Genomic DNA, 22,772 nt, shown 5'->3' with positions numbered 1-22,772 from the left:
CTGGGCGCCTAGCTGCAATTTGAAATCCATAGGGGATAGGCAAGGACGCGGCCGGAAAGGCCGAGGCGTTTTCCCGATCACGAGGTCACCATGACAGAGATGATTTCCGCTACGGTATTGCTGTTTTTAATTATGGATCCGCTGGGCAACCTGCCGATTTTCATGTCGGTGCTCAAGCACCTGGAACCGCGCCGCCGCCGGGTGGTGCTGATCCGCGAGCTGCTGATCGCCCTGCTGCTGATGCTGATTTTCCTGTTCGCCGGCGAGAAAATTCTGGCGTTCCTCAACCTGCGCACCGAAACCGTCTCCATTTCCGGCGGCATCATCCTGTTTCTGATCGCCATCAAGATGATTTTCCCCACGCAGGAGGGGAACAGCTCCGGGCTATCCGCCGGTGAGGAACCGTTCCTGGTGCCGCTGGCGATCCCGCTGGTGGCCGGGCCGTCGATTCTGGCGGCGCTGATGCTGCTGTCGCACCAGTATCCGCATCAGTTGCCCCATCTGGTGGCGGCGCTGCTGATCGCCTGGGGTCTCTCTGCGGCCATTTTGCTGATGTCGAACCTGTTCCTGCGCCTGCTGGGCAGCAAAGGCGTCAGCGCGCTGGAGCGGTTGATGGGGCTGATTCTGGTGATGCTGTCGACCCAGATGTTCCTGGATGGCGTGCGGGCTTACATGAAGCTGTAGGCGCCTGGCGGCGCCGACAACGGCCCGCGCTCAGCGGGCGGTAACGCGGCGAATATGGGCGAGCGTATCGGCGACCACGCCGTCCAACGGCTGGTTGATGTCGATCGCTTGCACATCCGGTTCCTGCTCGCCCGGCTCTTCCAGCGTGGCGAACTGGGAAATCAACATCTGCGGCTTGAAGAAGTGGCCCTTGCGTTGCTTCAGACGCTCCTCGATCACCGACTGGTCGCCTTTCAGATACAGGAAATGCAGGTTGAGATTGCCGTCGCGCAGGCGATCGCGATAGCTTTTCTTCAGCGCCGAGCACACCAGCAGCGACACGTCGTTGGTGCGCTGCATGGCGAAGATGGCGTCGTTCAGGGCCGCCAGCCACGGAGCGCGATCGTTGTCGTCCAACGCATGCCCGGAGGACATTTTGATGATGTTGGCGCGCGGGTGCAGGTAGTCACCATCCAGCATGGCGGCGTTGGCCTCGTGGGCGACGGCGCTGGCCACGGCGGATTTGCCGCTGCCGGAAACGCCCATCAAAACAAATACGTGATTCTGCGGATTACTCATTGTGTCATGCCCTTATGGGAACTGGCGCGAGCGCGCCACATGCGTCCCAACTGATAAAGATACTCTGGAACGCCGACGCCCCGCAGGGCGCCGGATAAAGATTATACGACCGTCGCCAGCAGCAGGCAGCCCACCAGGCCGCACACCGAGATAATGGTTTCCAACACCGACCAGGATTTGATGGTTTCCATGATGCTCAGGTTGAAGTACTCCTTGAACAGCCAGAAGCCCGGATCGTTGACGTGCGAGAAGATGACGCTGCCGGAACCGACCGCAATCACCATCAGCTCGGGGCTGACGCCGGTGGTGGCGATCAGCGGCGCGACGATGCCGCCGGCGGTGATCGCCGCCACGGTGGCGGAACCCAGCGCCAGACGCAGCGCGGCGGCGATTGACCAGGCCATCAGAATCGGCGAAACGTTGCTGCCTTCCATCAGGCCGGCGATGTACTGCTCGACGCCGCTGTCCACCAGCACCTGCTTGAAGGCGCCGCCGCCGCCGATGATCAACAGCATCATGGCGATGATTTTAATCGAATCGGTGATGGTGCCCATCACTTCATCCATGGTGCGGCCGCGGTTCAGGCCGAAGGTGAAGATGGCGATCAGCACGGCGATCAGGGTCGCCATCACCGGGTCGCCGAAGAACTCGGCGAAGCGCAGCAGGCTGTGGCCCTTCGGCAGCACCATTTCAGCGACCGCGCGCAGCGCCATCAGGATCACCGGCACCAGCGACGTGGCAACGCTGACGCCAAAGCTCGGCATCTCCGCGTCGGTAAAGGTTTTCGGGTTGTACAGGCCTTCCGGCACCGGCTTGTCAATGCCTTTCAGGAAGCGGGCATAGACCGGGCCGGCCAGGATCACCGTCGGGATCGCCAGCAGCGTGCCGTACAGCAGGGTTTTACCCATGTCGGCATGGAAGATGGTGGCGATGGCGGTCGGGCCTGGGTGCGGCGGCAGGAAGCCGTGAGTCACCGACAACGCGGCGGCCATCGGCACGCCGACGTACAGCAGCGGAATGCGCGCGGAGGCGGCGATGGTGAACACCAGCGGCAGCAACAGCACGAAGCCCACTTCGTAGAACAGCGCGAAGCCGACGGTGAAGCCGGTCAGCACCACCGCCCATTGAATGTGTTTTCTGCCGAACTTGTCGATCAGCGTGGTGGCGATGCGCTGTGCGCCGCCGCAGTCCGCCAGCAGCTTGCCGAGCATGGCGCCGAAGCCCATGATCAGCGCCAGGCTGCCCAGCGTGCCGCCCACGCCGGCCTTGATGGAGCCGATGACCTTATCGACCGGCATACCCTGTGCAATCCCGACCGCCAGGGCAACCAGAACCAGAGAGATAAAGCCGTTCAGCTTGAAGCGGATCATCAGCAGCAGCAGCAGCGCTACGCCGCCTGCAACAATCACTAATGGCATAGTTTTTCTCCAACCTTTTATCGCGACTCTCTTTACGATAGGCGTAAAGCGTGCGGTTGTTTTATTTTTAGGCTCTTTCCCGGTGTTTAAGAAGAGCTGTAGGTGTTGTTGAGTCAGAGGTTCAGTCTTGCAGCAAGATGACCGCGCACTCGTTGTTACCGGTATCATGATACCGGTAACAGAATAAGCACCGGAACCGGGTAATCGGCTAAAATTCGCGTTCTGGGACAGAGATCAAACTTATGTCGGCAACGAGCTGCGGGCTTACAGGCGGGATAACCAGCGCGCCTCAGGGCGCGCTGCAAAAAGAAAGGGTGTTAAAACAGAACGTTAAAATGGCTCAGATACTGCCGCCGGGGATCACGGTGAAACCGACGTCCACCATGCGCGGGCACACCGTTTCACCGCGCAGCCGGGCCAGCAGGCGCTCGGCGCCGATCTGCCCCATGCGTTCACGCGGCGTCAGCACGCTGGCCAGCTTCGGCACCATCACCTGGCCGATGTCATGGCCGTGAAAGCCAGCGATCGCCATCTCCTGCGGGATCGACAGCCCCTGCCGCTGGCATTCAAAGGCCGCGCCGATCGCCAGGTCATCGTTGGTGCAGAAGATACTGTCGATCTGCGGATAGTCACGCTGCGCCTGGCGCAACAGCTCCCCGCCGGCGGAATAAGAGGAAGAACGCGCGGTCATGATGCTGTACGGCTCCAGGCCGGATTCGCGCATCGCCTGCTCATACCCCTGCTGCTTGATAATAGTACGCTCATCCTGGCGAGCGCCGAAATAGACTACGTGACGGTGGCCGTGCGCGATGATCTGTTGGGTCATCTGGCGCGCCGCCTCGAAGTTGTTGAAGCCCACCGCCAGATCGATGCACGGCGAGACGCAGTCCATCAGTTCCACCACCGGAATGCCCGCCACCTCGATCATCTTCAGGGTGCGCGGCGTATGGTGGCGCTCGGACAGGATCAGGCCGTCGATATTGTAAGAAAGCAGCGAAGTCAGACGCTCTTCTTCACGCTCCGGCAGATAACCATAGTGCGCCAGCATGGTCTGGTAGTTGTGCGCGTCGGTGACGCTTTCGATGCCGCGCAGCACTTCGGCGAACACCTGGTTGGTCAGCGACGGCAACAGCACGCCAATCGCCCGGCTGGTGGCGTTGGAGAGGATGTCCGGCGCGCGGTTGGGGATGTAGCCCAGCTCATCCAGCGCGACGGCGATTTTTTGCTGCAGGGCGACGGAAACCTGGTCGGGATTGCGCAGATAACGGCTCACCGTCATCTTGGTCACGCCCACCTTGTCCGCCACATCCTGGAGTACCGGCCGTTTTTTCTTCATTATCAATGAACTGACTAACCATGAATGGGCAGTCATTTTAGCAAAAAAAACGGCGGGCCGATATTGTCGGTTATGCGACGGCCAACGCAAAAAGGGCTCACACCGTGAGCCCTTGATATTTACCGCTTAATCACACTGGCGGCAGATCGAACAGCAGGATTTCGCTCTCTTCGTCGGCCTGGATCGTCAGCGCCGATTCATCCCACACCGCGAACGCGTCGCTGATGCCGGCGGTCTGGCCGTTGACCGAGACCTTGCCGCGCACCACCTGGATCCAAACGCGACGGCCGGCGGCGATAGGGCATTCCCCCTGCTCGCCTTTATTCAGCGCCCAACGCGACAGCGTCATATCCTGGAACACCTTCAGCGAGCCGTCACGCGCATCCGGCGACAGCACCAGCTGACGGCCCTGCGGCGCGTCGAACATGCGCTGCTCATAGCGTGGCTCCAGCCCGACCTGATCCGGGATGATCCAAATCTGGTACAGGTGCAACGGGCGATCCTGATTGGCATTGTACTCGGAGTGACGCACCCCGGTGCCCGCACTCATGATCTGGAATTCACCGGCCTGGATCTGCTCCTTGTTGCCCATGCTGTCCTGATGTTCCACCGTGCCGCTCAGCACGTAGGTCAGGATTTCCATGTCTTTATGCGGGTGAGTACCGAAACCCTGCCCTGCATCGATCACATCTTCGTTGATCACCCGCAGCGCCGAGAATCCCATAAAGTTCGGATCGTAGTAATCGGCAAATGAGAAGGTGTGCCAGCTATCCAGCCAGCCATGATTGGCGTGGCCGCGGTCTTCCGCTTTACGTACATAAATCATATTCAACTCTCCTCAATGTTTTTTTACAGTCTAGTCCTGCCAGCAGAATAAGAAAGCGTAAAAAACTCATGCCTCTGTTCAAAAATTTCGATGGAATGAAACAGCTGATGGGCAGCGGATTTGTTGAAGGCGGAAACGGCTGAAAAAAGGGCAAAAAAAAAGCCAGCACCCGAGCTGGCTAAGTAAACACTGGAAGCAATGTGAGCAATGTCGTGCCTTCGCAGCGAGAGTATCAAGGGTTGATGCCCTCTCCGGAACGCATCGCAATAATAATCATTATCATTCGCACCTGTAAAGCGTTTTTTTTGACCCGTTGAAATAATATTGACTCAAGGCAGTAAACGGATAAATTCAGAGGTTATTCAACCGGTAAGCAAAAGGAGCAGCGAGATGAGCGAGATCGCGATACGCCACGTGGAAACATCGGATGCGCAGGCCCTGCATCATCTTTATTCTCAGACGCCCGTCTACCGCGATACGCTGCACCTACCGCTACCGACAATCGACCTGTGGCATAAACGCCTCGCCAATCCCGAACCGGGCACGCATAACCTGGCGGCCTTCGTTGACGGACAGCTTGTCGGTCAGTTAGCCGTGATGCTGAATCAGCGCGTGCGCCGCCGCCACGTGGCCACCTTCGGCATCGGCGTCGATCCGCGCTACCACGGTAAAGGCGTCGGCAGCCGCCTGATGCAGGCGATGATCGACCTGTGCGACAACTGGGCGGCCATCGAGCGCATCGAACTGACGGTGTTTACCGACAACCCGGCGGCCATCGCGCTGTATCGCAAGTTCGGTTTTGAGATTGAAGGCACCAGCCGCGCTTTCGCCATGCGCGACGGCGTGCTGGTCGATGCCTACCATATGGCGCGTTTTCGCTCCGGGCAGCCGCGCGGCGATGCGTGATATCATCCCCCCGCAGGGGCCGCTGCGCCGGCCCCTGAATATCAACCGCCGAACCTTTTTACACGCGCTGGCCGGCCTGACCGCCGCCGGCATGTTCCCCCCCTTCACCCCATTAGGTGCCGCTATGCCAACTTCCGCCGCCGGGCGCCCTGGCGCCCGCAACCTGATTACCGATGTACCCGGCCTGAAGGTCGGCGTGGCGCAAGACAGCCGGGTGCGCACCGGCGCGACGGTGATCCTGCCGGACGGCCCGGCGATTGCCGCCGTGGACGTGCGCGGCGGCGGCCCCGCCACCCGGGAAACCGACGCGCTGGGTGAGGACAATTTGGTACAGACCATCGATGCGCTGACATTCAGCGGCGGTTCGGTATACGGCCTGGCGGCGGCGGACGGCGTCGTGGCCTGGCTCGGGCTACAAGGCAGAGGCTATGCGCTGCGGCCGGCTCCCGGCGTGCCGGTCTCACCTATCGTGCCCACCGCCTGCCTGTACGACCTGGCCAACGGCGGCGATAAAAACTGGCAGCTCACGCCGCCGTATCGCCAGCTGGGCATCGACGCGGTCGGCAAGGCCGGCCTGGACTTTCCGCTGGGCACCGTTGGCGCCGGCTACGGCGCCATGACCGGCATGGGCAAGCTGAAAGGCGGGCTCGGTTCGGCATCGATCGTTGCCGCCAATGGCGCTACCGTCGGCGCACTGGTGGCGGTCAACAGCCTGGGTGCGGTGGTAGCGCCCGGCACCCGCGCCTTCTGGGCGACGCCCTATGAAATCGATGGTGAATTCGGCAACGGCGGCGCGGCGGCTCTGGCGCAGCTGCGCGCGCAGGGCGAAGACGGGATGGTGCAAGAGCCGCAGGGCGGCAGAAAGAACACCACCCTGGCCTGCATCGCCACCGACCTGGCGCTGACGCGGGTGGAGTTGAAACGGGTGGCCATCATGGCGCAAGACGGCATGGCGCGCGCCATCCGCCCGCTACACAGCCCGTTTGACGGCGACGTGGTGTTCGCCCTGTCCACCGGGCAGCGCGAGGTGCAGGGCAGCCGTGAACTGGCGGTGCTGCAGATCGGCGCGCTGGCGGCGGACACCCTCGCTCGGGCGATCGCCCGTGGCGTATACGCCGCCACCCCGTGGCCGGGCAGCCAGGTCACAACCTGGCAAACGCTCGGCGGCTAACGCACCGCCATCAAAAAAGGGGCGCCGGCGGCGCCCCTCGATCTCTATTGCCCCTCGCCGCCTAAATGCCGGCGGTTTCCCGAATATAACGGCGCGCCTTCACCGCATACTCGAACGGGTTGGCCAGCGCCGGATCCTGCTCGGCCTCCACCACCATCCACCCTTTGTAACCGCGCTCGTCCAGCAGCTTGAACACCGGTCTGAAATCGATCACGCCATCACCCGGCACGGTGAAGGTGCCCTTCTTCACGCCATCGAGGAAACTCAGCTTGTTGGCCTTCACTTCCGCCACCACCTCATCGCGCACGTCCTTCAGGTGGACATGGTTGATGCGCGGCAGATACTTCTCCAGGATCGCCATCATCGCCTGTTGGCTGCCTTCCGAATAGTAGGCGTGGCCGGTATCGAACAGCAGATAAACGTCGTCGTTGACCATGCTCATGTAGCGATCGATTTCGGCCGTGGTCTGAATGCCGGTGCCCATGTGGTGGTGCAGGCACACCTGCATGCCTTTATCGGCGGCGATCTTCGCCAACTCGTTGTAACCGTCAGCCACCCGCCGCCACTCTTCATCGCTGAAATACGGCTTCTCTTCGAACACGCCTTTGGTGGTGCCCTGAATGCTCTTGCTCTGCTCGGAACAGCCGATCACCCTGGCGCCCATGGCATGCAGGAAATTCATGTGGTTGATAAATTCATCAATGGTTTTGTCTTTCTGGCCGTCGGCGAAAAAGGTGCTGAACCAGGCGTTGCAGATCTGGATGCCGCGAATATCCAGCATCGGTTTCAGCACCGCCGGATCGCGCGGGTATTTGCTGCCCACTTCGCTGCCGGTGAAACCGGCCAGCGCCATTTCACTGACGCACTGCTGGAAGGTGTTTTCCTTGCCCAAATCGGGCATGTCATCGTTGGTCCAGCCGATCGGCGCAATGGCCAATTTCACGTTGTCTTTATTCATGGTTTGCCTCGGTCCTTGCAGGGCCGCCGGTACAAACGCCGCCGGCGAGCCGAATCAGATTATTTGCCCAACAGCTCTCTTTCGATGCGTTCTCTGGTCGCCACCGCCTGGCTCGGCATCTTTTCCGGGTAGCCGAACAACGAGGTGCAGATGATCGATTCGCCGCCGACCTTGAAGCTGCGGTTGGCGAATTCCATGTCGCGCAGCGTCTGGAACAGGGCGTCGAAATTCACTTCGCCTTCGCCGATGCCGACGTGCTGGTGCACCGCGGCGTCAACGCCTGGCGGGTTGACGATATAACGGCAATGCTTGGTGTGATTCATGGTGTCGGCGATCAGCACGTGGGAAAGATCGTCCCCGGCGTACTGCAGCATGCCGGCTACGTCACCCTGTCCCTTGTCGTAGTAGAAGGTGTGCGGCACGCTGTAGAGGTATTTGACGTGGTCGCTGCGCAGCGACTTCACCAGATCGGCGGTTTCGTTGCTCAGCTCGCAGAAGTCCCACGGGTGCGACTGGATCTCCATACGAATACCCTCGCGCTCAACGATCGGCAGCAACTCCTCCATCGAGCGATACCACAGCTCCTCGCAGATCTCCGGTTCGTTGGGGTTGCCGGCCAGTTCGGTGTTGATCACCTGCACGCCCATTTCCACCGCGATTTCGATCATCCGCCGCCAGTTTTTGACCGCCGCCTGGCGGCGATCTTCCCCCGGCCCGGACCAGCGATACACCACGATAAATGAGGAGATCTCCACGCCGGTCGCTTTCAGGGCGTTTTTATACTCCGCCATGATTTCGCGGCTGGCCTTCGGATGTTTGTAAAACGGGTTGATCTGCGGGTGCGGCGACTGCTCGATGTATTTGTAGCCCCAGTCCGCCACCTGCTGAACCATTTTGGTGACGCCCAAATCCCGGATAACGTCGACATCAAAAGCGATCTTCATGGTCACTCCTCTACAATCATGGGTACGCGCTGCGAGCGGTTATTTGCCGTAAAACGCCGGGCGCGCCGGCAGGGTCACCGGCACGATCTCGCCGCTGAGCTGGGCGGCCACGCAGGCGTCGGCGGTCACGGCGGCGGCGTAGCCGTCCCAGGCGGAAGGCCCGGTCAATTTGCCCGCGGCCACGTCGTTGATGAACCCCTGCAGCTCGACGTCATAGGCGTCGATAAAGCGATCCTTCCAGTCGGTCAGGATTTCGGTCGACAGGCGGGCGCCGCTGCGCATCTGCACCGAGGACGGCTCCGGCAGTTTGGCGATGCCGGTTTCCCCCACCACTTCACACTGAATGTCGTAGCCGTACTGGCAGTTGACGAAGATTTCGACGTCGATGCGCGTCCCTTTGGCGGTTTCAAACAGCACAATTTGCGGATCTTTCAGGTGCGGGAACGCCTTCGGGCTCTTGCGCGGGAACACCACCTGCACCGACACATAGTCGTCGTCGAGCAGCCAGCGCAGCACGTCGATTTCGTGGATCAGGGTGTCGGTGATCGCCATATCGGTGGTGTAGGCCTCGCCGACCGTCGGATTGCGGTGCGCGCAGTGCAGCATCAGCGGCTCGCCGATCTGGCCGCTGGTCAGCACCTGTTTCAACGCGCGATACCCCTGGTCATAGGGGCGCATAAAGCCGACCTGCACCAGCCGCTTGCCGTGCTTCGCTTCGGCGTCGACGATGTTTCTGCAGCCCTGCGCGGTCACCGCCAACGGCTTCTCGCAGAATACCGGTTTGCCGGCGGCGATGGCCGCCAGCACGAACTCTTCATGACTCGGCCCCCAGGAGGTGACCAGCACCGCCTGCACGTCGGCGGCCTTGATCAGATCGTGGCCGTTGTCATACACCCGCGCATCCAGCTGCAGATCGCTCACCACCTTGGCGGCGTTGTCGCGATTGATGTCGTTCACCGCCACGACGCGGGCGCCCTGCAAAACTTTGCTGCAGCGGCGGATATGATCGCGGCCGATGGCGCCGGTGCCGATAACCCCAATGTTCAATGTCATTTTCGCTACCCTCTGGAAAGTGTGTTGTGTTCGAAAACGAATCAGTAATCGCGCGCCTTATCGATGTTTTCCTGCAGCTTGCGCGCCACTTCGACGATTTTCTCGCTGTCGGCCACCTGAGCGCCGCCCACGCGCCACCAGCTGAGATATTTGTGCACCATGGTCTTCGGCAGCACCTTGATGTCGAGCAGCGTGGACACGGTCTGCCTGCGGGCGTCGGCCAGCGCATCGAGCAGCTGCTGCTCGGTGGTGACGCGATAGGTTTTGCAGCCGTAAGCCGCCGCCAGCATGGCGAAATCGACCGGCACCAGTTTGCCGTCGAGCTTGCCGCCCTCTGGATTGCGGAAGCGGAATTCGGTGGTGTAACTGTCCATGCCATGTTCCATCTGCAGGTTGTTGATGCAGCCGTTGGTCATGTTGTCGAACAGCACCACGTTGATCTTGCAGCCTTCCTGAATCGAGGTGACCAGCTCGGAATGCAGCATCATGAACGCGCCGTCACCCACCATCGCGTACACCTCACGCTGCGGCTCGGCCAGCTTGACCCCCAATGCGGCGTTCACCTCGTACCCCATGCAGGAGTAGCCGTATTCCACGTGGTAACCGTGCTCGCCGCGGTTGTGCCACACCCGCTGCAGGTCGCCCGGCAGGCTGCCGGCGGCGGCGACGATCACGCTGTCCGGCGGCAGTTCGCGGTTCAGCACCCCCAGCACCCGGCTTTGCGTCATCGCCGAGTCGGTCTGAGCGATAAATTCGGCGAACACCCGCTCGCGATCGAGGTGATCGTCGATCTCCGGCACAAAGCCTGCGCCGCTGTATTCCACCGCGTAAACCCGCTCGGTCTCTTCATGCTGCGCGCTGCGCGCCGCGGCGATGGCGTCGCCCCAGCCGGCGCGATAATCGGCCTGCGCCAGCCGTGCGCCCAGTTCGCTCAGCGCCTCGCGGGCGTCCGCCAGCACCTGCACGCCGTCAAGCTTGCCGGCGTCGAAGGCGCTGACGTTGACGTTGAGGAAGCTGACGCTCGGATGTTGGAACAGCCATTTGGACGAGGTGGTGAAATCGGTGTAGCGGGTGCCGACGCCGATCACCAAATCCGCCTGTCGGGCCAGCGTGTTGGCCGCCAGGCAGCCGGTTTCGCCGATGCCGCCGAGGTTGAATTCATGGTCGCTCGGCACCGCGCCTTTGCCGGCCTGGGTCTCGGCGAACGGAATGCCGAAGCGCTCGGCGAATTCGCGCAGCGCCCGCCCGGCCTGCGAGTATTTCACGCCGCCGCCGCACACCAGCAGCGGTTTGCGTTTGGCCGTCAGCAGCGCCAAGGCGTCCGCCAACATGCCCTCGGTCGCCGGGCGGCGATCGAGCCGATGCACGCGTTTTTGGAAGAAATAGTCGGGATAGTCGTAGGCTTCACCCTGCACGTCCTGCGGCAGACACAGCGTCACCGCGCCGGTTTCCGCCGGATCGGTCAACACGCGCATCGCATTGATGCAGGCGCTCATCAGCTGTTCCGGGCGCACGATGCGATCCCAGTATTTGCTCACCGCACGGAACGCGTCGTTGGTGCTGATGCTGAGATCGTAAGACTGTTCGATTTGCTGCAACACCGGATCCGGCTGGCGAGAAGCGTAAACGTCGCCCGGCAGCAGCAATAAAGGGATGCGGTTAGCGGTGGCGGTGGCGGCGGCGGTGATCATATTGGCGGCGCCGGGGCCGACCGATGAGGTGCAGGCGTAAATTTGCCGACGCAGCTTCTGTTTGGCGAAGCCGATCGCCGCATGGGCCATCCCCTGCTCGTTGCGGCCCTGGTGCACCCTCAGATCGCCGCTATCCTGTTCCAGCGCCTGCCCCAGCCCCAGCACGTTGCCGTGGCCGAAAATCGCGAAAATGCCCGCGACGAATTTGGTTTCCACGCCGTCGGCCAGCAGATACTGGTTATCGAGAAATCTGACGAGCGCCTGCGCCATGGTTAACCTGATCTTGCCCATTTACTCACCCTTTAGATTGAGGGCCGCCCCGGAAAGCGCTCATGCCGAGCCGACAATCCCGTGTTTGTGTTACGCGGCGGCAGCTATTATCTTGAGCAGACGATGCCCGCGCTGCTCACGAAGTCGACAACCTGAAACGTGAAGCGATTATAAACAAATATATTTTTCATAAAATCACATTACAGAAGAAACATTTCATTTTGCGATAAAGATCGCATATTACATGAAAAGCGCGTTTCATCTCGTGGTTCAGCCTTCATGGGCTTCGTGCCGCGCACCAGCCGTTAAAAGTCGTTGGCACATGGGCTGACAGCCTTTTACCCTGCTCTCCCCCCCCCCTTTTATGTACGGCCCCGGCGGCCCTTATCCAGCCGGTTCACCGCCTTTTCCCACGCCTCTGTCGATGTTTTAAACACATCACATTTTTGGGGTGTAAATTTCATTTCATATTGAAATTGAAATTTTCATTCCCCATACTGTCCCCATGCTTCCTGCAGGGCGCCACGCTCGGGCCGCCGCCGGAGTTTTGCTTAAACAGAAGGAAACGGGTATGGCTACACAACAAAAACAGCTTGATGTCATTTGTCTCGGGCGCATCGCCGTCGATTTCTATGCTCAGCAGATCGGCGCGCGTCTGGAAGACGCCGGCACATTCGCCAAATACCTCGGCGGCTCTTCCGGCAACGTGGCCTACGGCACCGCCATTCAGGGGTTGAAATCCGGCATGCTGGCCCGCGTCGGCGATGAACACATGGGCCGCTTTCTGCGTGAAGAGCTGCAGCGCGTCGGGGCCGATACCCGCTGTCTGATCACCGACAAGCAACGATTAACCGGCCTGGTGATCCTCGGCATCAAGGATCAGGAAACCTTCCCGCTGATCTTCTACCGCGAAAACTGCGCGGACATGGCGCTGACGCCGGACGACATCGACGAGGCCTACATCGCCTCCGCGCGCGCGCTGGCCATCACCGGCACGCACCTGTCGCACCCGAACACCCGCGCCGCGGTGCTGAAGGCGCTGGAGTATGCGCGCCGCCACGGCCTGCGCACCGCGCTCGACATCGATTACCGCCCGGTACTGTGGGGGCTGACGTCGCTGGGCGACGGCGAAACCCGCTTTGTGGAATCAGACCAGGTGACCCGTGAACTGCAGGAGGTGCTGCACCATTTCGATCTGATCGTCGGCACTGAAGAGGAATTTCATATCGCCGGCGGCAGCACCGACACGCTGACGGCGCTGAAAAACGTGCGCCGGGCCACGGCGGCCACGCTGGTGTGCAAGCGCGGCGCGCAGGGCTGCTCGGTGTTCGAAGATGACATCGCCGACGACTGGGAACAGGTGAAGCTGCACGCCGGCGTGAGGGTGGAGGTGCTGAACGTGCTGGGGGCCGGCGACGCCTTTATGTCCGGGTTGCTGCGCGGCTACCTGAACGATGAAGGCTGGGAGCAGGCCTGCCGCTACGCCAACGCCTGCGGCGCATTGGTGGTTTCGCGCCACGGCTGCGCGCCGGCGATGCCGACCAAACGGGAGCTGGACGACTACCTGCAGCGTGAACAACAGGTCACGCGCCCGGACCGCGACGCACGCCTGAACCACCTGCACCGGGTCACCACCCGCAAGCAACAGTGGCCGGAACTGTGCGTGTTCGCCTTCGATCACCGCAAGCAGCTGGCGGACATGGCGCGCGAAGCCGGCGTCGGCGAGGAACGCATTCCGCGCCTGAAGACCCTGCTGCTCACCGCGGCGCAACAGGCTGCCGCGCAGGCCGGCCTCGACGGCAACAGCGGCATTCTGGCCGACACCACCTACGGGCAGGCGGCGCTGAACGAAATCACTGGCCAGGGATGGTGGATCGGCCGGCCGGTGGAGCTGCCCAGCTCGCGCCCACTGCGCCTGGAGCACGGCAATATTGGCTCGCAATTGATCGACTGGCCGCAGGAGCACGTGGTGAAGTGCCTGGTGTTCTATCACCCGCACGACGCGGCGGAACTGCGCCGCGAACAGGATGCGCTGATCGCCGACGTCTACCGCGGCTGCTGCAAATCCGGCCACGAACTGCTGCTGGAGGTGATCCTGCCGGACAGCAACGCCGACAAAGACGAACGCTATTACCTGGAGATGATTGAACACTTCTACCAGTTGGGCATTCAGCCGGACTGGTGGAAACTGCCGCCGCTGAGCGCGGAAAACTGGCGGCAGGTCGGTGCCCTGATCGACGCCTGCGATCCCGACTGCCGCGGCGTGCTGATCCTGGGGCTCGACTCCCCGGAGGCGGTGCTGAAGGCGGGCTTTGCCGCCGCCGCGGATGCGCGCTGGGTCAAAGGTTTCGCCGTCGGCCGCACCATTTTCGGCCAACCTTCGCGCCGCTGGCTGCAGGGGGAAATCGACGACGCGGCCCTGATCGAGCAGGTGAAACAAAAATACCTGACGCTGATCGGTTTCTGGCGCCAGTACCGTCCGCAGGCGGGCGGCGCGTACTGACAGCCACAGCAGGTTCACGTCCCCTTAAGGCCATTTCGCCGCTTTAAGGGGATTTTTTTGCCCATTTTCTGTGAAGTCGCGCAATGTGCGATCGAATAAATCGCTTTTTGAGGAAATGAAATTTCCGCTCCGTCTGTTAAAATACCCTGTCAATATTTCAGGCGTCAGGCCAATGCGCCTTCACCCCACTGCGAGCCGAATGGATGAACAACCCAACTCAACTTTCGCTGTTACAGGACGAGATCCGCCACCGTTATGAAACGCTGAGCAAGCGTTTGAAGCAGGTGGCGCGCTATATTTTGGATAACAGTAACAGCATCGCTTTCGATACCGTTGCCTCCATCGCCGCACAGGCCAGCGTGCCGCCTTCCACCCTGATCCGTTTCGCCAACGCCTTCGGCTTCAGCGGCTTCAACGAAATGAAGCAGGTGTTCCGTCAGCATCTGATGGAAGAAACGGTGAACTATACCGAGCGCGCACGCCTGTTCCGCCAAACCTCCACCGACGACAACGTCGCGCCGGAGAAGCCGGCGGAGATTCTCAACGTATTCACCATGGTCAACGCGCAGGCGCTGCAGCAGCTGGCGATGCAGATCGCTCCCGAGCAGTTGGATCGCGCCGTCGAGCTGCTCAACAACGCTGAAAACATCTACGTGATCGGCCTGCGCCGCTCGTTCAGCGTCGCTTCCTACCTCACCTATGCGCTGCGCCATCTGGAGCGCCGCGCGTTTCTGATTGACGGGCTGGGCGGGATGTTTACCGAACAGCTGAGCATGGTGAAACCGAAGGACGTGGTGATCGCCATCAGCTATTCGCCGTACGCCCGCGAGGCGGTGGAACTGGTGGAATTGGGCGCCAAGCGCGGCGCGCAGCAGATCGCCATCACCGACAGCCAGGTCAGCCCGCTGGCCGCCTTCAGCGACGTCTGTTTCGTGGTGCGCGAAGCGCAGGTGGACGGGTTCCGTTCGCAGGTGGCTTCGATGTGCCTGGCGCAGACGCTGGCGGTCTCGCTGGCGCTGAATAACGCCCGGGACGAGTAAGGCGGATGTGAACGCGCCCGACTGGCTCGGGCGCGGCGGGATTATTGCAGCAACAAATAGCGGTAGAGCGCGCTTTCCAGATCCTGCTTCATGCTGATGAAAAGCAGAATCTCCACCGTTTGGCCGTCGTAGTCATAGATGACGCGGTATTCGCTGTCGGGATCCAATCGTTCGTGCAACCGCACTCCCATGCCCGCCAGCACGGCGTTGAAGCGGTAGCGGGCGGGATCGTCGGCAATTGCCGCGAGGGACGATAACAACAGATTGTCCACGAACATCCCGGCTGCGACGGCCCCTATCGTTCCGCTCTTATAAGACTCGATGTCTTTCAGGCTCCATTCCGCCGCCGGCGCGACGGTAAAACGTATTTCCTGGGGCATCCTGCACCTCGGGTCTATTTCCGCGCGTCACGCAGCCGCTGCAGGGTTTCTTCGGGCGACAGACCGCGCTGATTTTTAATCTCTTGCTTCGCCATCATAGTCAGTTTCAACAACGCGTTGGACTGGCGCTCGAGATTGCGTTCCCGTATTTCGGCCTCTCTCTCAGCCGCCGTTTGTACAAACAGCTCGGCAACACCATTTTTTGTGACGTAAACCCCGCCTTCAAACAGATCGGGCGAACCTAATCCTTCGCGCGCCGCTTTTTGAGACATGGTGGTTGTCATAATTTTTCCTCCTGTGTACCGGCATTCTCACTGCATAACAGCGGTTCGTTAGATTCACTCAGCCAGGGAGCAATCGCGTGCGGACAGGTTATCATTTGAGCAAGATAGAGGGCAAATTTAGGTCAAATTTATACCCTGATTAAAGAGAAAGCCCGGCAAGCCGGGCCTCAAGCGCTTATTGCGCGGCGGGATAGCCGTCGCCGTTAATCCAGGCGTGGTCTTTTTCCCAGGTGAATTTCCACTGCCGCACCGGCCCGGCCATCACGTTAAGGTAATAGTTGTCGTAACCCGCCAGGGTCGCCACCGGGTGATAACCGCGCGGCACTTTCACCACGTCGCGATTGTAGACCGGCATGCATTCGTCGAGCGTGCGATCGTCGGTATAGACGCGCTGCATGCAGAACCCTTGCTCCGGCTGAATGCGGTGATAGTACGTCTCTTCGAGATAGGTTTCGTCCGGCGAGTCTTCTTGATCGTGCTTGTGGCTCGGGTAGGAGCTGGTGTTGCCCTCGTCGGTGTAAACCTCCACCACCAGCAGACTGTCTGCCGGCTCGCTGTCCGGCAGAATGTTGTGCACCAACCGCTGGTTGCGCCCCTTGCCGCGCCGCTCCACGCCGATTTCCGCCGGCGTGATCAGCCGTGAAGGCAGGTGGCCGCTGCCGGGCGCGCTGCACACCGCCAACTCCAGATCGGTTTCTGCCCGCACGTCGATGCGATCGTGGTGCGGCACGTACACCGCGTAAGGCGGCGTGCGCTCGAACGGGCTCATGCGTTTGCCGATATGCGGGTATTCGGCGCGCAGCGTGGCGACGGAGGCGATACCGGCCACCAGCACCAGACACAGTTCCCTGCCACCGCATTCCAACTGCAGCGACTGCCCGGCGGCCAGGCGGTAAACGTCAAAGCCGACATAGCCCCAACCGGCATTTTCCGGCGTCACGTGCTGGATACGCCCCTCGGCGTTCGGCGCCTGACATTTGGCAAGCAGTGAAGACATTTCGATTCTCCTGTTAACTCCCCGTGCAAAGGCCGCTGCCCCAAAGGAGCAACGGCCCGCTCATACTCTGCGATCGCTTAGCCCAGCGTCGGCATGCTGAATTCGGACACCGTCTGCTGCCCGGCCGGCCAGCGCGCGGTGGCGGTCTTCATGCGCGTGTAGAAGCGCACGCCGTCGGTGCCGTGCACGTTCAACGCGCCGAACACCGAGCGCTTCCAGCCGCCGAAGCTGTGGAACGCCATCGGCACCGGCACCGGCACGTTGACGCCGACCATCCCGGCCTGCACTTCCTGCACGAACTGACGCGCGTAGTGGCCGCTGCCGGTAAAGATGGCGCTGCCGTTGCCAAACTCGTGACCGTTGACCGTGTCGATGGCGGTGCGATAGTCCGGCACCCGCACGATGCCCAGCACCGGCCCGAAGATCTCTTCGCGGTAGATGCGCATGTTCGGCTTCACATGGTCGAACAGCGTGCCGCCGACGTAGTAGCCTTCAGGGTAGCCCGGCACCTGATAATTGCGGCCGTCGGCCACCAGGGTGGCGCCTTCTTCCACGCCCAGATCGATGTAGCCCAGCACCTTTTTCTGATGGGCGGACGACACCAGCGGCCCCATTTCATTCTCTTCGCCACCCTGCTGCAAGCCCGGCCCGACGCGGAGCTGCGCGATCAGCGGCTTCAGTTTGGCGATCAGTTTGTCTGCGGTATCGTCACCGACCACCACGGCGATCGGCAGCGCCATGCAGCGCTCGCCGGCAGAGCCGAACGCGCCGCCCATCAACGCGTTGACCGTGGCGTCCAGATCGGCGTCCGGCATGACGATCGCCTGGTTTTTCGCCGCGCCGAAGGCCTGTACCCGCTTGCCGTGCGCGCTGGCGGTGGTATAGATATGTTCCGCCACGGTGGAGGAACCGACGAAGCTCACCGCCTGAATGCGCGGATCGGTGCACAGCTGCGCCGCATCTTCATTGGCGCAGTGCACCACGTTGAACACGCCGTCCGGCAGGCCGGCTTCTTTCAGCAACTCCGCCAGGCGCACCGAGGCCGAAGGCACCAGCGCCGGCGGCTTGAGGATAAAGGTATTGCCGCAGGCCAGCGCGATGGGGAACATCCACATCGGCACCATCGCCGGGAAGTTGAACGGGGTAATGCCCGCCACCACGCCCAGCGGCTGCATCAGCGAGAAGCTGTCGACGCCGCTGCCGACGTCCGGCGAATACTCGCCCTTGATCAGATGCGGGATACCGCAGGCGAATTCGACCACTTCCATGCCGCGCGTCAGTTCGCCCAGCGCATCCGAATACACTTTGCCGTGCTCGCTGACGATAAGCTCGGCCAGCTCGTCGCGGTGCTGTTCCAGCAGCGCCTTGAAATTGAACATGATGCGCGCGCGGCGCAGCGGCGTGGTGCGCGACCAGTCGGCGAACGCCCGGTGGGCCACGTCGATGGCCTGTTTGACTTCGGCGGCGGTGCTCTGCGTAACGCGCCGCTCAACCTGCCCGCTGGCCGGGTTGTGCACGTCGACGGTTTGATTGCTGCTGCTCAGGCACACCTGCCCGTCAATAAAGTTACCCACGGTTTTCATGTCACGCCCTCTTTTCAAGTCCGCTGTCGCCTGGCCACACCCAGGCGGCGCGGCGTTAATCGTCCCGCTCGCCAAACTCCGTCGGCAAGCCGGCTAAATCCTGACCGGATGCAGCAAACTCTATTTCATTGAAAAAAAAGTTTCAAATAAATTGTTTTGAAAAATTTGTTTTTAGTGCGTGAGGTCGCAATTTTGCGGTGTCGATCGGGCGGGCGCTTGCATTGCCGTGCCAGGGAAAGCGCAACGGCGGCGGCGAAAGTTGGGAGAATACACACTGACTTTGCTACAGAAAACCCGCACTGCGCCTACCCTGTCGCCGTTACCGCACGCCCTCGTTCGCCCAAGAGGCCCGGCACAGAGGTGACGGTTTTTTTTGAACTGGATCTAAAAATCAATATTCCATTATTCACTAATTATGAAATAAATGTTCTTGTTTGTTCCAGCATTTATCGACGACATCGCCTTGATGACAGGCACGGTTCACACCCTTCCGCTCGCCCCCTTCCCGACACCCCAACCGTGCGGACGGAAGCCAGGATAAAAATCGGAGCAACACATGTCATATCAGCGTAAGCACAATACCGGCTACATATTGCGAATTTGCGGCATCGCCGCCCTGGGCGGCATTCTGTTCGGCTACGATACCGCCGTGATCTCCGGCGCGATCGAAGCGTTGAAAGCCTATTTCGATCTCAGCCCGGCCGAAACCGGCTGGGCAGTCTCCAACGTGGTGATTGGCTGCGTGGTCGGCGCCTTCGCCGCCGGGCCGCTGGCGGCGCGCTGGGGCCGTAAAAAGGCGCTGATGCTGGCGGCGCTGCTGTTCACCGTGTCCGCCGTCGGCGCAGCCTTGGCCCCGACCTTCACCTGGTTCGTCATCTACCGCATCATCGGCGGGCTGGCGGTCGGCATTGCCGCCACCGTGTCGCCGATGTACATGTCGGAGGTGTCGCCGAAAGACATGCGCGGGCGGGCGCTCAGCATGCAGCAATTCGCCATCGTCTTCGGCCAGATCGTGATTTTCTACGTCAACTTCAAAATCGCCAGCATCGCCAGCGAAGCCTGGCTGGTGGAAATGGGCTGGCGCTGGATGTTCGCCTCGGGCGTGATCCCCTGCATTCTGTTCTGCATCCTGGTGTTCGTCATTCCTGAATCGCCGCGCTGGAACGTGATGATGGGCCGCGACGATCAGGCGCTGGCGATGTTGACCAAGGTATCCAACGCCGCCCACGCGCAGAATCTGCTGAAAGAAATCAAAGACTCGCTGCAGCAGGATCAACAGCAGCAGCACCGGAAGCTGAACTACGGCGATGTGCGGGTGCGGTTCATTCTGTTCGTCGGCTGCATGATCGCCATGTTGCAGCAGGTCACCGGCGTCAACGTGATGATGTATTACGCGCCGGTGGTGCTGAAAACCGTCACTGAAAACGCGCAGGAAGCGCTGTTCCAGACCATCTGGATCGGCGTGCTGCAGCTGGTCGGTTCGGTCATCGGCGCCATGCTGATGGATCGCATGGGCCGCATTCCGCTGATGCGTTACGGCACGCTGGGCGCCATCGCCGGCCTGCTGCTCACCTCGTACGCGCTCTACACGCAGGCCACCGGCTATTTCGCGCTGTTCGGCATGCTGTTCTTCATGGTGTTTTATGCGCTGTCCTGGGGCGTCGGCGCCTGGGTGCTGGTATCGGAAATCTTCCCGAACCGCATGCGCGCGCAGGGGATGAGCATCGCCGTCGGCTGCATGTGGGTCGCCAACTTCGCGGTGTCGCAGTCGTTCCCGATGATCAACGACCACCCTTACCTGTTCTCGCATTTCCACGGCGCCTTCCCGATGTGGATCTTCGCCGCCTGCTGCCTGTTCAGCTACTGGTTTATCGGCCGCTATATTCCGGAAACCAAAGGCGTCTCGCTGGAAAAAATGGAACAGGTGGTGCTGGCCAAACGCCACCGCCAACCCCTGCCCGACGGTAAGCCGCTGCCGCTGGAAAACGGCAAATCCTGATCTCTCACCCCTGACCGCTGGAGTAATGCCTCATGACCATTGCGCTGAACCGCTTCTGCATTAACCGCAAGATCGCGCCGAATCTCGATCTGGACAATTTTTTCCGCCTGGTGAAACGCTGCGGGCTCAGCAAAGTTGAGCTGCGCAACGACATGCCCAGCGGCAAGGTGACCGACGATCTGAGTAACGCGCAGCTCAACGCGCTCGCCGCGCAATACGGCATTGAAATCGTCACGATCAACGCCCTCGGCATGTTCAATCGGGTGGATGACCCGGCGGCGCTGCAGCAGCGCGCCGAAGCGTTGCTGGCGCAGGCGCAGGCTATCCACAGCCGGGCGCTGGTGCTGTGCCCGCACTGCAGCGCCGACGACACGCGCAGCGAGCAGCAAAAACGGGACGACACCCTCGCCGCGTTGCGTCTGCTGGCGCCGCTGTTTGCCCGCTACGGCGTGCAGGGATACGTCGAGCCGCTGGGCTTCGGCATCAGCTCGTTGCGATCGTCGCTGCTGACCCAGGCGATCATCCGCGATTCGGGCGCGCCATACCGCATCGTGCTCGATACTTTCCACCACTATTTGAGCGGTGTGGCGCAAGCCGACTTCGACGCGCAGATCCAGGTGGCGCAGATCGGCCTGGTGCATCTGTCCGGCGTGGAGGATGGGCGGGATAAAGGCGCGCTGAGCGATGAAGAGCGCATCATGCTGAGCGCGGGCGATCGGCTGGAAAGCCGCCGCCAGGTACAGAACCTGGAACGCCTGGGCTACACCGGCGTCTATGCCTTCGAGCCCTTCTCTTCGCAGTTGGACGGCTGGAGCGAAGCGGATATCGAACGGGAAATCCGCCAGAGCATCGCCCTGCTGCAAGGGTAAAAAAACGGCCTCCGCGGAGGCCGTTTTTCATGGCGTTACTTCAGGTTGCCGACCACCAACTGGTGGCGCGCATTGTAGAACTTACGGTAAGCCAGATAGCAGGCGATGATGGTCGACAGGCTGGCGGTGGAAAGCAGCATAAAGGTCACCATAATCTGGTATTTGATCGCTTTCACCGGGTCGATGCCGGCAAAGATCAGCCCGGACATCATGCCCGGCAGGCTGACCAGCCCAACGGTTTTCGCCGAGTCCACGGTCGGGATCAGCGAAGCGCGGATGCTGTCGCGGATCAGCGCCGCCGATGCGAACTTGGGCGTCGCCCCCAGGCTGAGCATCTCCTGAATCTTCTGCTGCTCGCTTTTGAAACGCTGGCCGAGGTTGGTGTAGCACAACCCCACCGCCACCATGGCGTTGCCGGCGATCATCCCGGAGATGGGGATCACCTGCATCGGCGTAAATTCGATGGAACCGGTCAATACCAACACCGCCAACGTCAGCACCGCGCCGGTGGTGATGGCGATAAACGACGTCACGAACGCGTGTTCGACGTACTTGCTGCGTTTCTTGGCGTTATAGGCCGCGTTAAAGCAGATGAAGAGCACCATCAACACGGTGAGAACGGCGTTATCCAGGTCGAAAATATACTTCAGCACGTAGCCGACGATGATCAGCTGCACCACCGCGCGGCAGATGCTCCAGATAATGTCCTTTTCCAGCGCCAGCTTTTCCCGGTGGCTGATCAGGATGGCGACCACCACCAGCACCATCGACAAGCCCAAGGATTCGTTGGTGATGTTATGCTGATTCATGTTGTTGCTCCTGTTGCTCGGCGCCGTGCGCGCGCAGGGTGATCACTTCGTCCGCATGCGCTATCTCTTCGGTATCGTGCGTCACCCACAGCACCGCCAGCCGGTGTTCCGCCGCCAGCTGATGCACGATCTCATTGACGTTGCGTTTGTTTTCCTCGTCCAGCGCGCTGGTGATCTCGTCGAGCAACAGCACCCGGGGCATAAACTGCAGGTTGCGGATCAGGGACACCCGCTGCTTCTCCCCGCCGGACAGTTCATTGATGCTTTTGGTCAGCATCGCCTCCGGCAGCCCGAAACGCGCCAGATCGGCCTTCATTTTTCGCTCGGCTGGCGGTTCCTGGCGGATCTGGTAGGGCAGCGCCAGATTGTCGTAAACCGTATTGCCGAACAGTGACGGCGTCTGGAAGCAGTAAGAGACCTGCTTGCGATACGCCTCCGGCGACATCTCGTCGATCGCCTGACCGTCGAAATAGAGCTTTCCGCTGGTCGGATC

At 61.1% G+C, this 22,772-nt stretch carries 21 protein-coding genes; 7 read left to right on the top strand and 14 right to left on the bottom strand.

The genetic code is table 11. The annotated features are described in order from the left end of the window. The first annotated feature begins 90 nt into the window (after positions 1-90). On the top strand, positions 91-684 hold the full coding sequence (locus ADK28_RS15515) for a YhgN family NAAT transporter (protein ID WP_004930825.1): 594 nt from the start codon (positions 91-93) through the stop codon (positions 682-684). A gap of 30 nt (positions 685-714) precedes the next feature. On the opposite strand, the gene gntK is transcribed toward ADK28_RS15515, so the two are convergent. From gntK to ADK28_RS15495, 4 genes are all read right to left on the bottom strand, one after another. Then, positions 715-1,242, bottom strand: a complete 528-nt coding sequence (gene gntK / locus ADK28_RS15510; RefSeq protein WP_033639197.1) for a gluconokinase — start codon at positions 1,240-1,242, stop codon at positions 715-717. A gap of 101 nt (positions 1,243-1,343) precedes the next feature. Beyond that, the gene (gntT, locus tag ADK28_RS15505) at positions 1,344-2,660 is read right to left on the bottom strand and encodes a gluconate transporter (RefSeq protein ID WP_016930400.1); all 1,317 of its coding nucleotides are present in this window, start codon (positions 2,658-2,660) and stop codon (positions 1,344-1,346) included. Positions 2,661-3,000: 340 nt separating this feature from the next. Then, positions 3,001-3,996, bottom strand: coding sequence for a gluconate operon transcriptional repressor GntR (gntR, locus tag ADK28_RS15500; RefSeq protein ID WP_033639195.1), 996 nt, complete (start codon positions 3,994-3,996; stop codon positions 3,001-3,003). 130 nt (positions 3,997-4,126) lie between these two features. Beyond that, positions 4,127-4,822, bottom strand: coding sequence for a pirin family protein (locus tag ADK28_RS15495; RefSeq protein ID WP_004930835.1), 696 nt, complete (start codon positions 4,820-4,822; stop codon positions 4,127-4,129). Positions 4,823-5,212: 390 nt separating this feature from the next. Here ADK28_RS15495 and ADK28_RS15490 point away from each other — a divergent pair, with 390 nt between their 5' ends. Next, positions 5,213-5,728: a GNAT family N-acetyltransferase gene (locus ADK28_RS15490; RefSeq protein WP_048796032.1), complete on the top strand. Its 516-nt coding sequence runs from the start codon at positions 5,213-5,215 to the stop codon at positions 5,726-5,728. After that, on the top strand, positions 5,721-6,899 hold the full coding sequence (locus ADK28_RS15485; RefSeq protein ID WP_048796031.1) for a P1 family peptidase: 1,179 nt from the start codon (positions 5,721-5,723) through the stop codon (positions 6,897-6,899). The genes ADK28_RS15490 and ADK28_RS15485 overlap by 8 nt, the downstream gene beginning before the upstream one ends. A 61-nt stretch (positions 6,900-6,960) precedes the next feature. On the opposite strand, the gene iolE is transcribed toward ADK28_RS15485, so the two are convergent. Genes iolE through iolD form a run of 4 tightly spaced genes read right to left on the bottom strand, consistent with a single transcriptional unit; the run spans position 6,961 to position 11,836 of the window. Beyond that, complete coding sequence (gene iolE, locus ADK28_RS15480) at positions 6,961-7,857, bottom strand: myo-inosose-2 dehydratase (protein ID WP_016930404.1); 897 nt, start codon at positions 7,855-7,857, stop codon at positions 6,961-6,963. Positions 7,858-7,916: 59 nt separating this feature from the next. Next, complete coding sequence (locus tag ADK28_RS15475) at positions 7,917-8,801, bottom strand: sugar phosphate isomerase/epimerase family protein (RefSeq protein WP_004930845.1); 885 nt, start codon at positions 8,799-8,801, stop codon at positions 7,917-7,919. Positions 8,802-8,840: 39 nt separating this feature from the next. Then, positions 8,841-9,854, bottom strand: coding sequence for a Gfo/Idh/MocA family protein (locus ADK28_RS15470; protein WP_016930405.1), 1,014 nt, complete (start codon positions 9,852-9,854; stop codon positions 8,841-8,843). Positions 9,855-9,895: 41 nt separating this feature from the next. Further along, complete coding sequence (gene iolD / locus ADK28_RS15465; protein ID WP_048796030.1) at positions 9,896-11,836, bottom strand: 3D-(3,5/4)-trihydroxycyclohexane-1,2-dione acylhydrolase (decyclizing); 1,941 nt, start codon at positions 11,834-11,836, stop codon at positions 9,896-9,898. A gap of 550 nt (positions 11,837-12,386) precedes the next feature. On the opposite strand from iolD, the gene ADK28_RS15460 reads away from it, so the two are divergent. Then, the gene (locus ADK28_RS15460) at positions 12,387-14,318 is read left to right on the top strand and encodes a bifunctional 5-dehydro-2-deoxygluconokinase/5-dehydro-2-deoxyphosphogluconate aldolase (protein ID WP_048796029.1); all 1,932 of its coding nucleotides are present in this window, start codon (positions 12,387-12,389) and stop codon (positions 14,316-14,318) included. A gap of 203 nt (positions 14,319-14,521) precedes the next feature. After that, entirely contained in the window at positions 14,522-15,358 is an 837-nt protein-coding gene (locus tag ADK28_RS15455; RefSeq protein ID WP_004930856.1) for a MurR/RpiR family transcriptional regulator, read from the top strand. A 41-nt stretch (positions 15,359-15,399) separates the two neighbouring features. Here ADK28_RS15455 and ADK28_RS15450 read toward each other — a convergent pair whose 3' ends face one another. The 4 genes from ADK28_RS15450 to ADK28_RS15435 all read right to left on the bottom strand — a co-directional run bounded on the left by ADK28_RS15450 (position 15,400) and on the right by ADK28_RS15435 (position 18,602). Further along, a complete protein-coding gene (locus tag ADK28_RS15450) occupies positions 15,400-15,738 on the bottom strand; it encodes a type II toxin-antitoxin system RelE/ParE family toxin (RefSeq protein WP_004930859.1) in 339 nt (112 codons plus the stop codon). 14 nt (positions 15,739-15,752) lie between these two features. Further along, positions 15,753-16,022 carry a hypothetical protein gene (locus tag ADK28_RS15445; protein WP_004930864.1) on the bottom strand — a complete coding sequence of 90 codons (270 nt, stop codon included), beginning with the start codon at positions 16,020-16,022 and terminating at the stop codon, positions 15,753-15,755. Positions 16,023-16,197: 175 nt separating this feature from the next. Beyond that, positions 16,198-17,019: a 5-deoxy-glucuronate isomerase gene (iolB, locus tag ADK28_RS15440; RefSeq protein WP_033639188.1), complete on the bottom strand. Its 822-nt coding sequence runs from the start codon at positions 17,017-17,019 to the stop codon at positions 16,198-16,200. A 77-nt stretch (positions 17,020-17,096) separates the two neighbouring features. Next, complete coding sequence (locus ADK28_RS15435) at positions 17,097-18,602, bottom strand: CoA-acylating methylmalonate-semialdehyde dehydrogenase (protein ID WP_015379335.1); 1,506 nt, start codon at positions 18,600-18,602, stop codon at positions 17,097-17,099. 556 nt (positions 18,603-19,158) lie between these two features. Here ADK28_RS15435 and ADK28_RS15430 point away from each other — a divergent pair. Both ADK28_RS15430 and ADK28_RS15425 read left to right on the top strand, forming a co-directional pair. Next, entirely contained in the window at positions 19,159-20,601 is a 1,443-nt protein-coding gene (locus ADK28_RS15430; protein WP_016930409.1) for a sugar porter family MFS transporter, read from the top strand. 32 nt (positions 20,602-20,633) lie between these two features. Further along, positions 20,634-21,470, top strand: coding sequence for a TIM barrel protein (locus ADK28_RS15425; RefSeq protein WP_048796028.1), 837 nt, complete (start codon positions 20,634-20,636; stop codon positions 21,468-21,470). A 35-nt stretch (positions 21,471-21,505) separates the two neighbouring features. On the opposite strand, the gene fetB is transcribed toward ADK28_RS15425, so the two are convergent. Together fetB and ADK28_RS15415 are read right to left on the bottom strand one after the other, a co-directional pair. Next, a complete protein-coding gene (gene fetB / locus ADK28_RS15420; RefSeq protein ID WP_004930878.1) occupies positions 21,506-22,279 on the bottom strand; it encodes an iron efflux ABC transporter permease subunit FetB in 774 nt (257 codons plus the stop codon). Continuing rightward, on the bottom strand, positions 22,266-22,772 hold a 507-nt coding region (locus ADK28_RS15415), incomplete at its 5' end, for an ATP-binding cassette domain-containing protein (protein WP_048796027.1). The genes ADK28_RS15415 and fetB, both read right to left, overlap by 14 nt.

Origin of the sequence: Serratia sp. 506_PEND, from assembly GCF_001076875.1 — a bacterium.
GTDB classification, from domain to species: domain Bacteria; phylum Pseudomonadota; class Gammaproteobacteria; order Enterobacterales; family Enterobacteriaceae; genus Serratia; species Serratia marcescens.
This window is presented reverse-complemented; position numbering and strand designations above follow the sequence as displayed.

What these genes read in the sequence shown, in the direction of transcription:
- ADK28_RS15515 (WP_004930825.1), top strand. Translation starts at nt 91, where the DNA reads ATGACAGAGATGATTTCCGCTACGGTATTGCTGTTTTTAATTATGGAT.
- gntK (WP_033639197.1), bottom strand. Translation starts at nt 1,242, where the DNA reads ATGAGTAATCCGCAGAATCACGTATTTGTTTTGATGGGCGTTTCCGGC.
- gntT (WP_016930400.1), bottom strand. Translation starts at nt 2,660, where the DNA reads ATGCCATTAGTGATTGTTGCAGGCGGCGTAGCGCTGCTGCTGCTGCTG.
- gntR (WP_033639195.1), bottom strand. Translation starts at nt 3,996, where the DNA reads ATGAAGAAAAAACGGCCGGTACTCCAGGATGTGGCGGACAAGGTGGGC.
- ADK28_RS15495 (WP_004930835.1), bottom strand. Translation starts at nt 4,822, where the DNA reads ATGATTTATGTACGTAAAGCGGAAGACCGCGGCCACGCCAATCATGGC.
- ADK28_RS15490 (WP_048796032.1), top strand. Translation starts at nt 5,213, where the DNA reads ATGAGCGAGATCGCGATACGCCACGTGGAAACATCGGATGCGCAGGCC.
- ADK28_RS15485 (WP_048796031.1), top strand. Translation starts at nt 5,721, where the DNA reads ATGCGTGATATCATCCCCCCGCAGGGGCCGCTGCGCCGGCCCCTGAAT.
- iolE (WP_016930404.1), bottom strand. Translation starts at nt 7,857, where the DNA reads ATGAATAAAGACAACGTGAAATTGGCCATTGCGCCGATCGGCTGGACC.
- ADK28_RS15475 (WP_004930845.1), bottom strand. Translation starts at nt 8,801, where the DNA reads ATGAAGATCGCTTTTGATGTCGACGTTATCCGGGATTTGGGCGTCACC.
- ADK28_RS15470 (WP_016930405.1), bottom strand. Translation starts at nt 9,854, where the DNA reads ATGACATTGAACATTGGGGTTATCGGCACCGGCGCCATCGGCCGCGAT.
- iolD (WP_048796030.1), bottom strand. Translation starts at nt 11,836, where the DNA reads ATGGGCAAGATCAGGTTAACCATGGCGCAGGCGCTCGTCAGATTTCTC.
- ADK28_RS15460 (WP_048796029.1), top strand. Translation starts at nt 12,387, where the DNA reads ATGGCTACACAACAAAAACAGCTTGATGTCATTTGTCTCGGGCGCATC.
- ADK28_RS15455 (WP_004930856.1), top strand. Translation starts at nt 14,522, where the DNA reads ATGAACAACCCAACTCAACTTTCGCTGTTACAGGACGAGATCCGCCAC.
- ADK28_RS15450 (WP_004930859.1), bottom strand. Translation starts at nt 15,738, where the DNA reads ATGCCCCAGGAAATACGTTTTACCGTCGCGCCGGCGGCGGAATGGAGC.
- ADK28_RS15445 (WP_004930864.1), bottom strand. Translation starts at nt 16,022, where the DNA reads ATGACAACCACCATGTCTCAAAAAGCGGCGCGCGAAGGATTAGGTTCG.
- iolB (WP_033639188.1), bottom strand. Translation starts at nt 17,019, where the DNA reads ATGTCTTCACTGCTTGCCAAATGTCAGGCGCCGAACGCCGAGGGGCGT.
- ADK28_RS15435 (WP_015379335.1), bottom strand. Translation starts at nt 18,602, where the DNA reads ATGAAAACCGTGGGTAACTTTATTGACGGGCAGGTGTGCCTGAGCAGC.
- ADK28_RS15430 (WP_016930409.1), top strand. Translation starts at nt 19,159, where the DNA reads ATGTCATATCAGCGTAAGCACAATACCGGCTACATATTGCGAATTTGC.
- ADK28_RS15425 (WP_048796028.1), top strand. Translation starts at nt 20,634, where the DNA reads ATGACCATTGCGCTGAACCGCTTCTGCATTAACCGCAAGATCGCGCCG.
- fetB (WP_004930878.1), bottom strand. Translation starts at nt 22,279, where the DNA reads ATGAATCAGCATAACATCACCAACGAATCCTTGGGCTTGTCGATGGTG.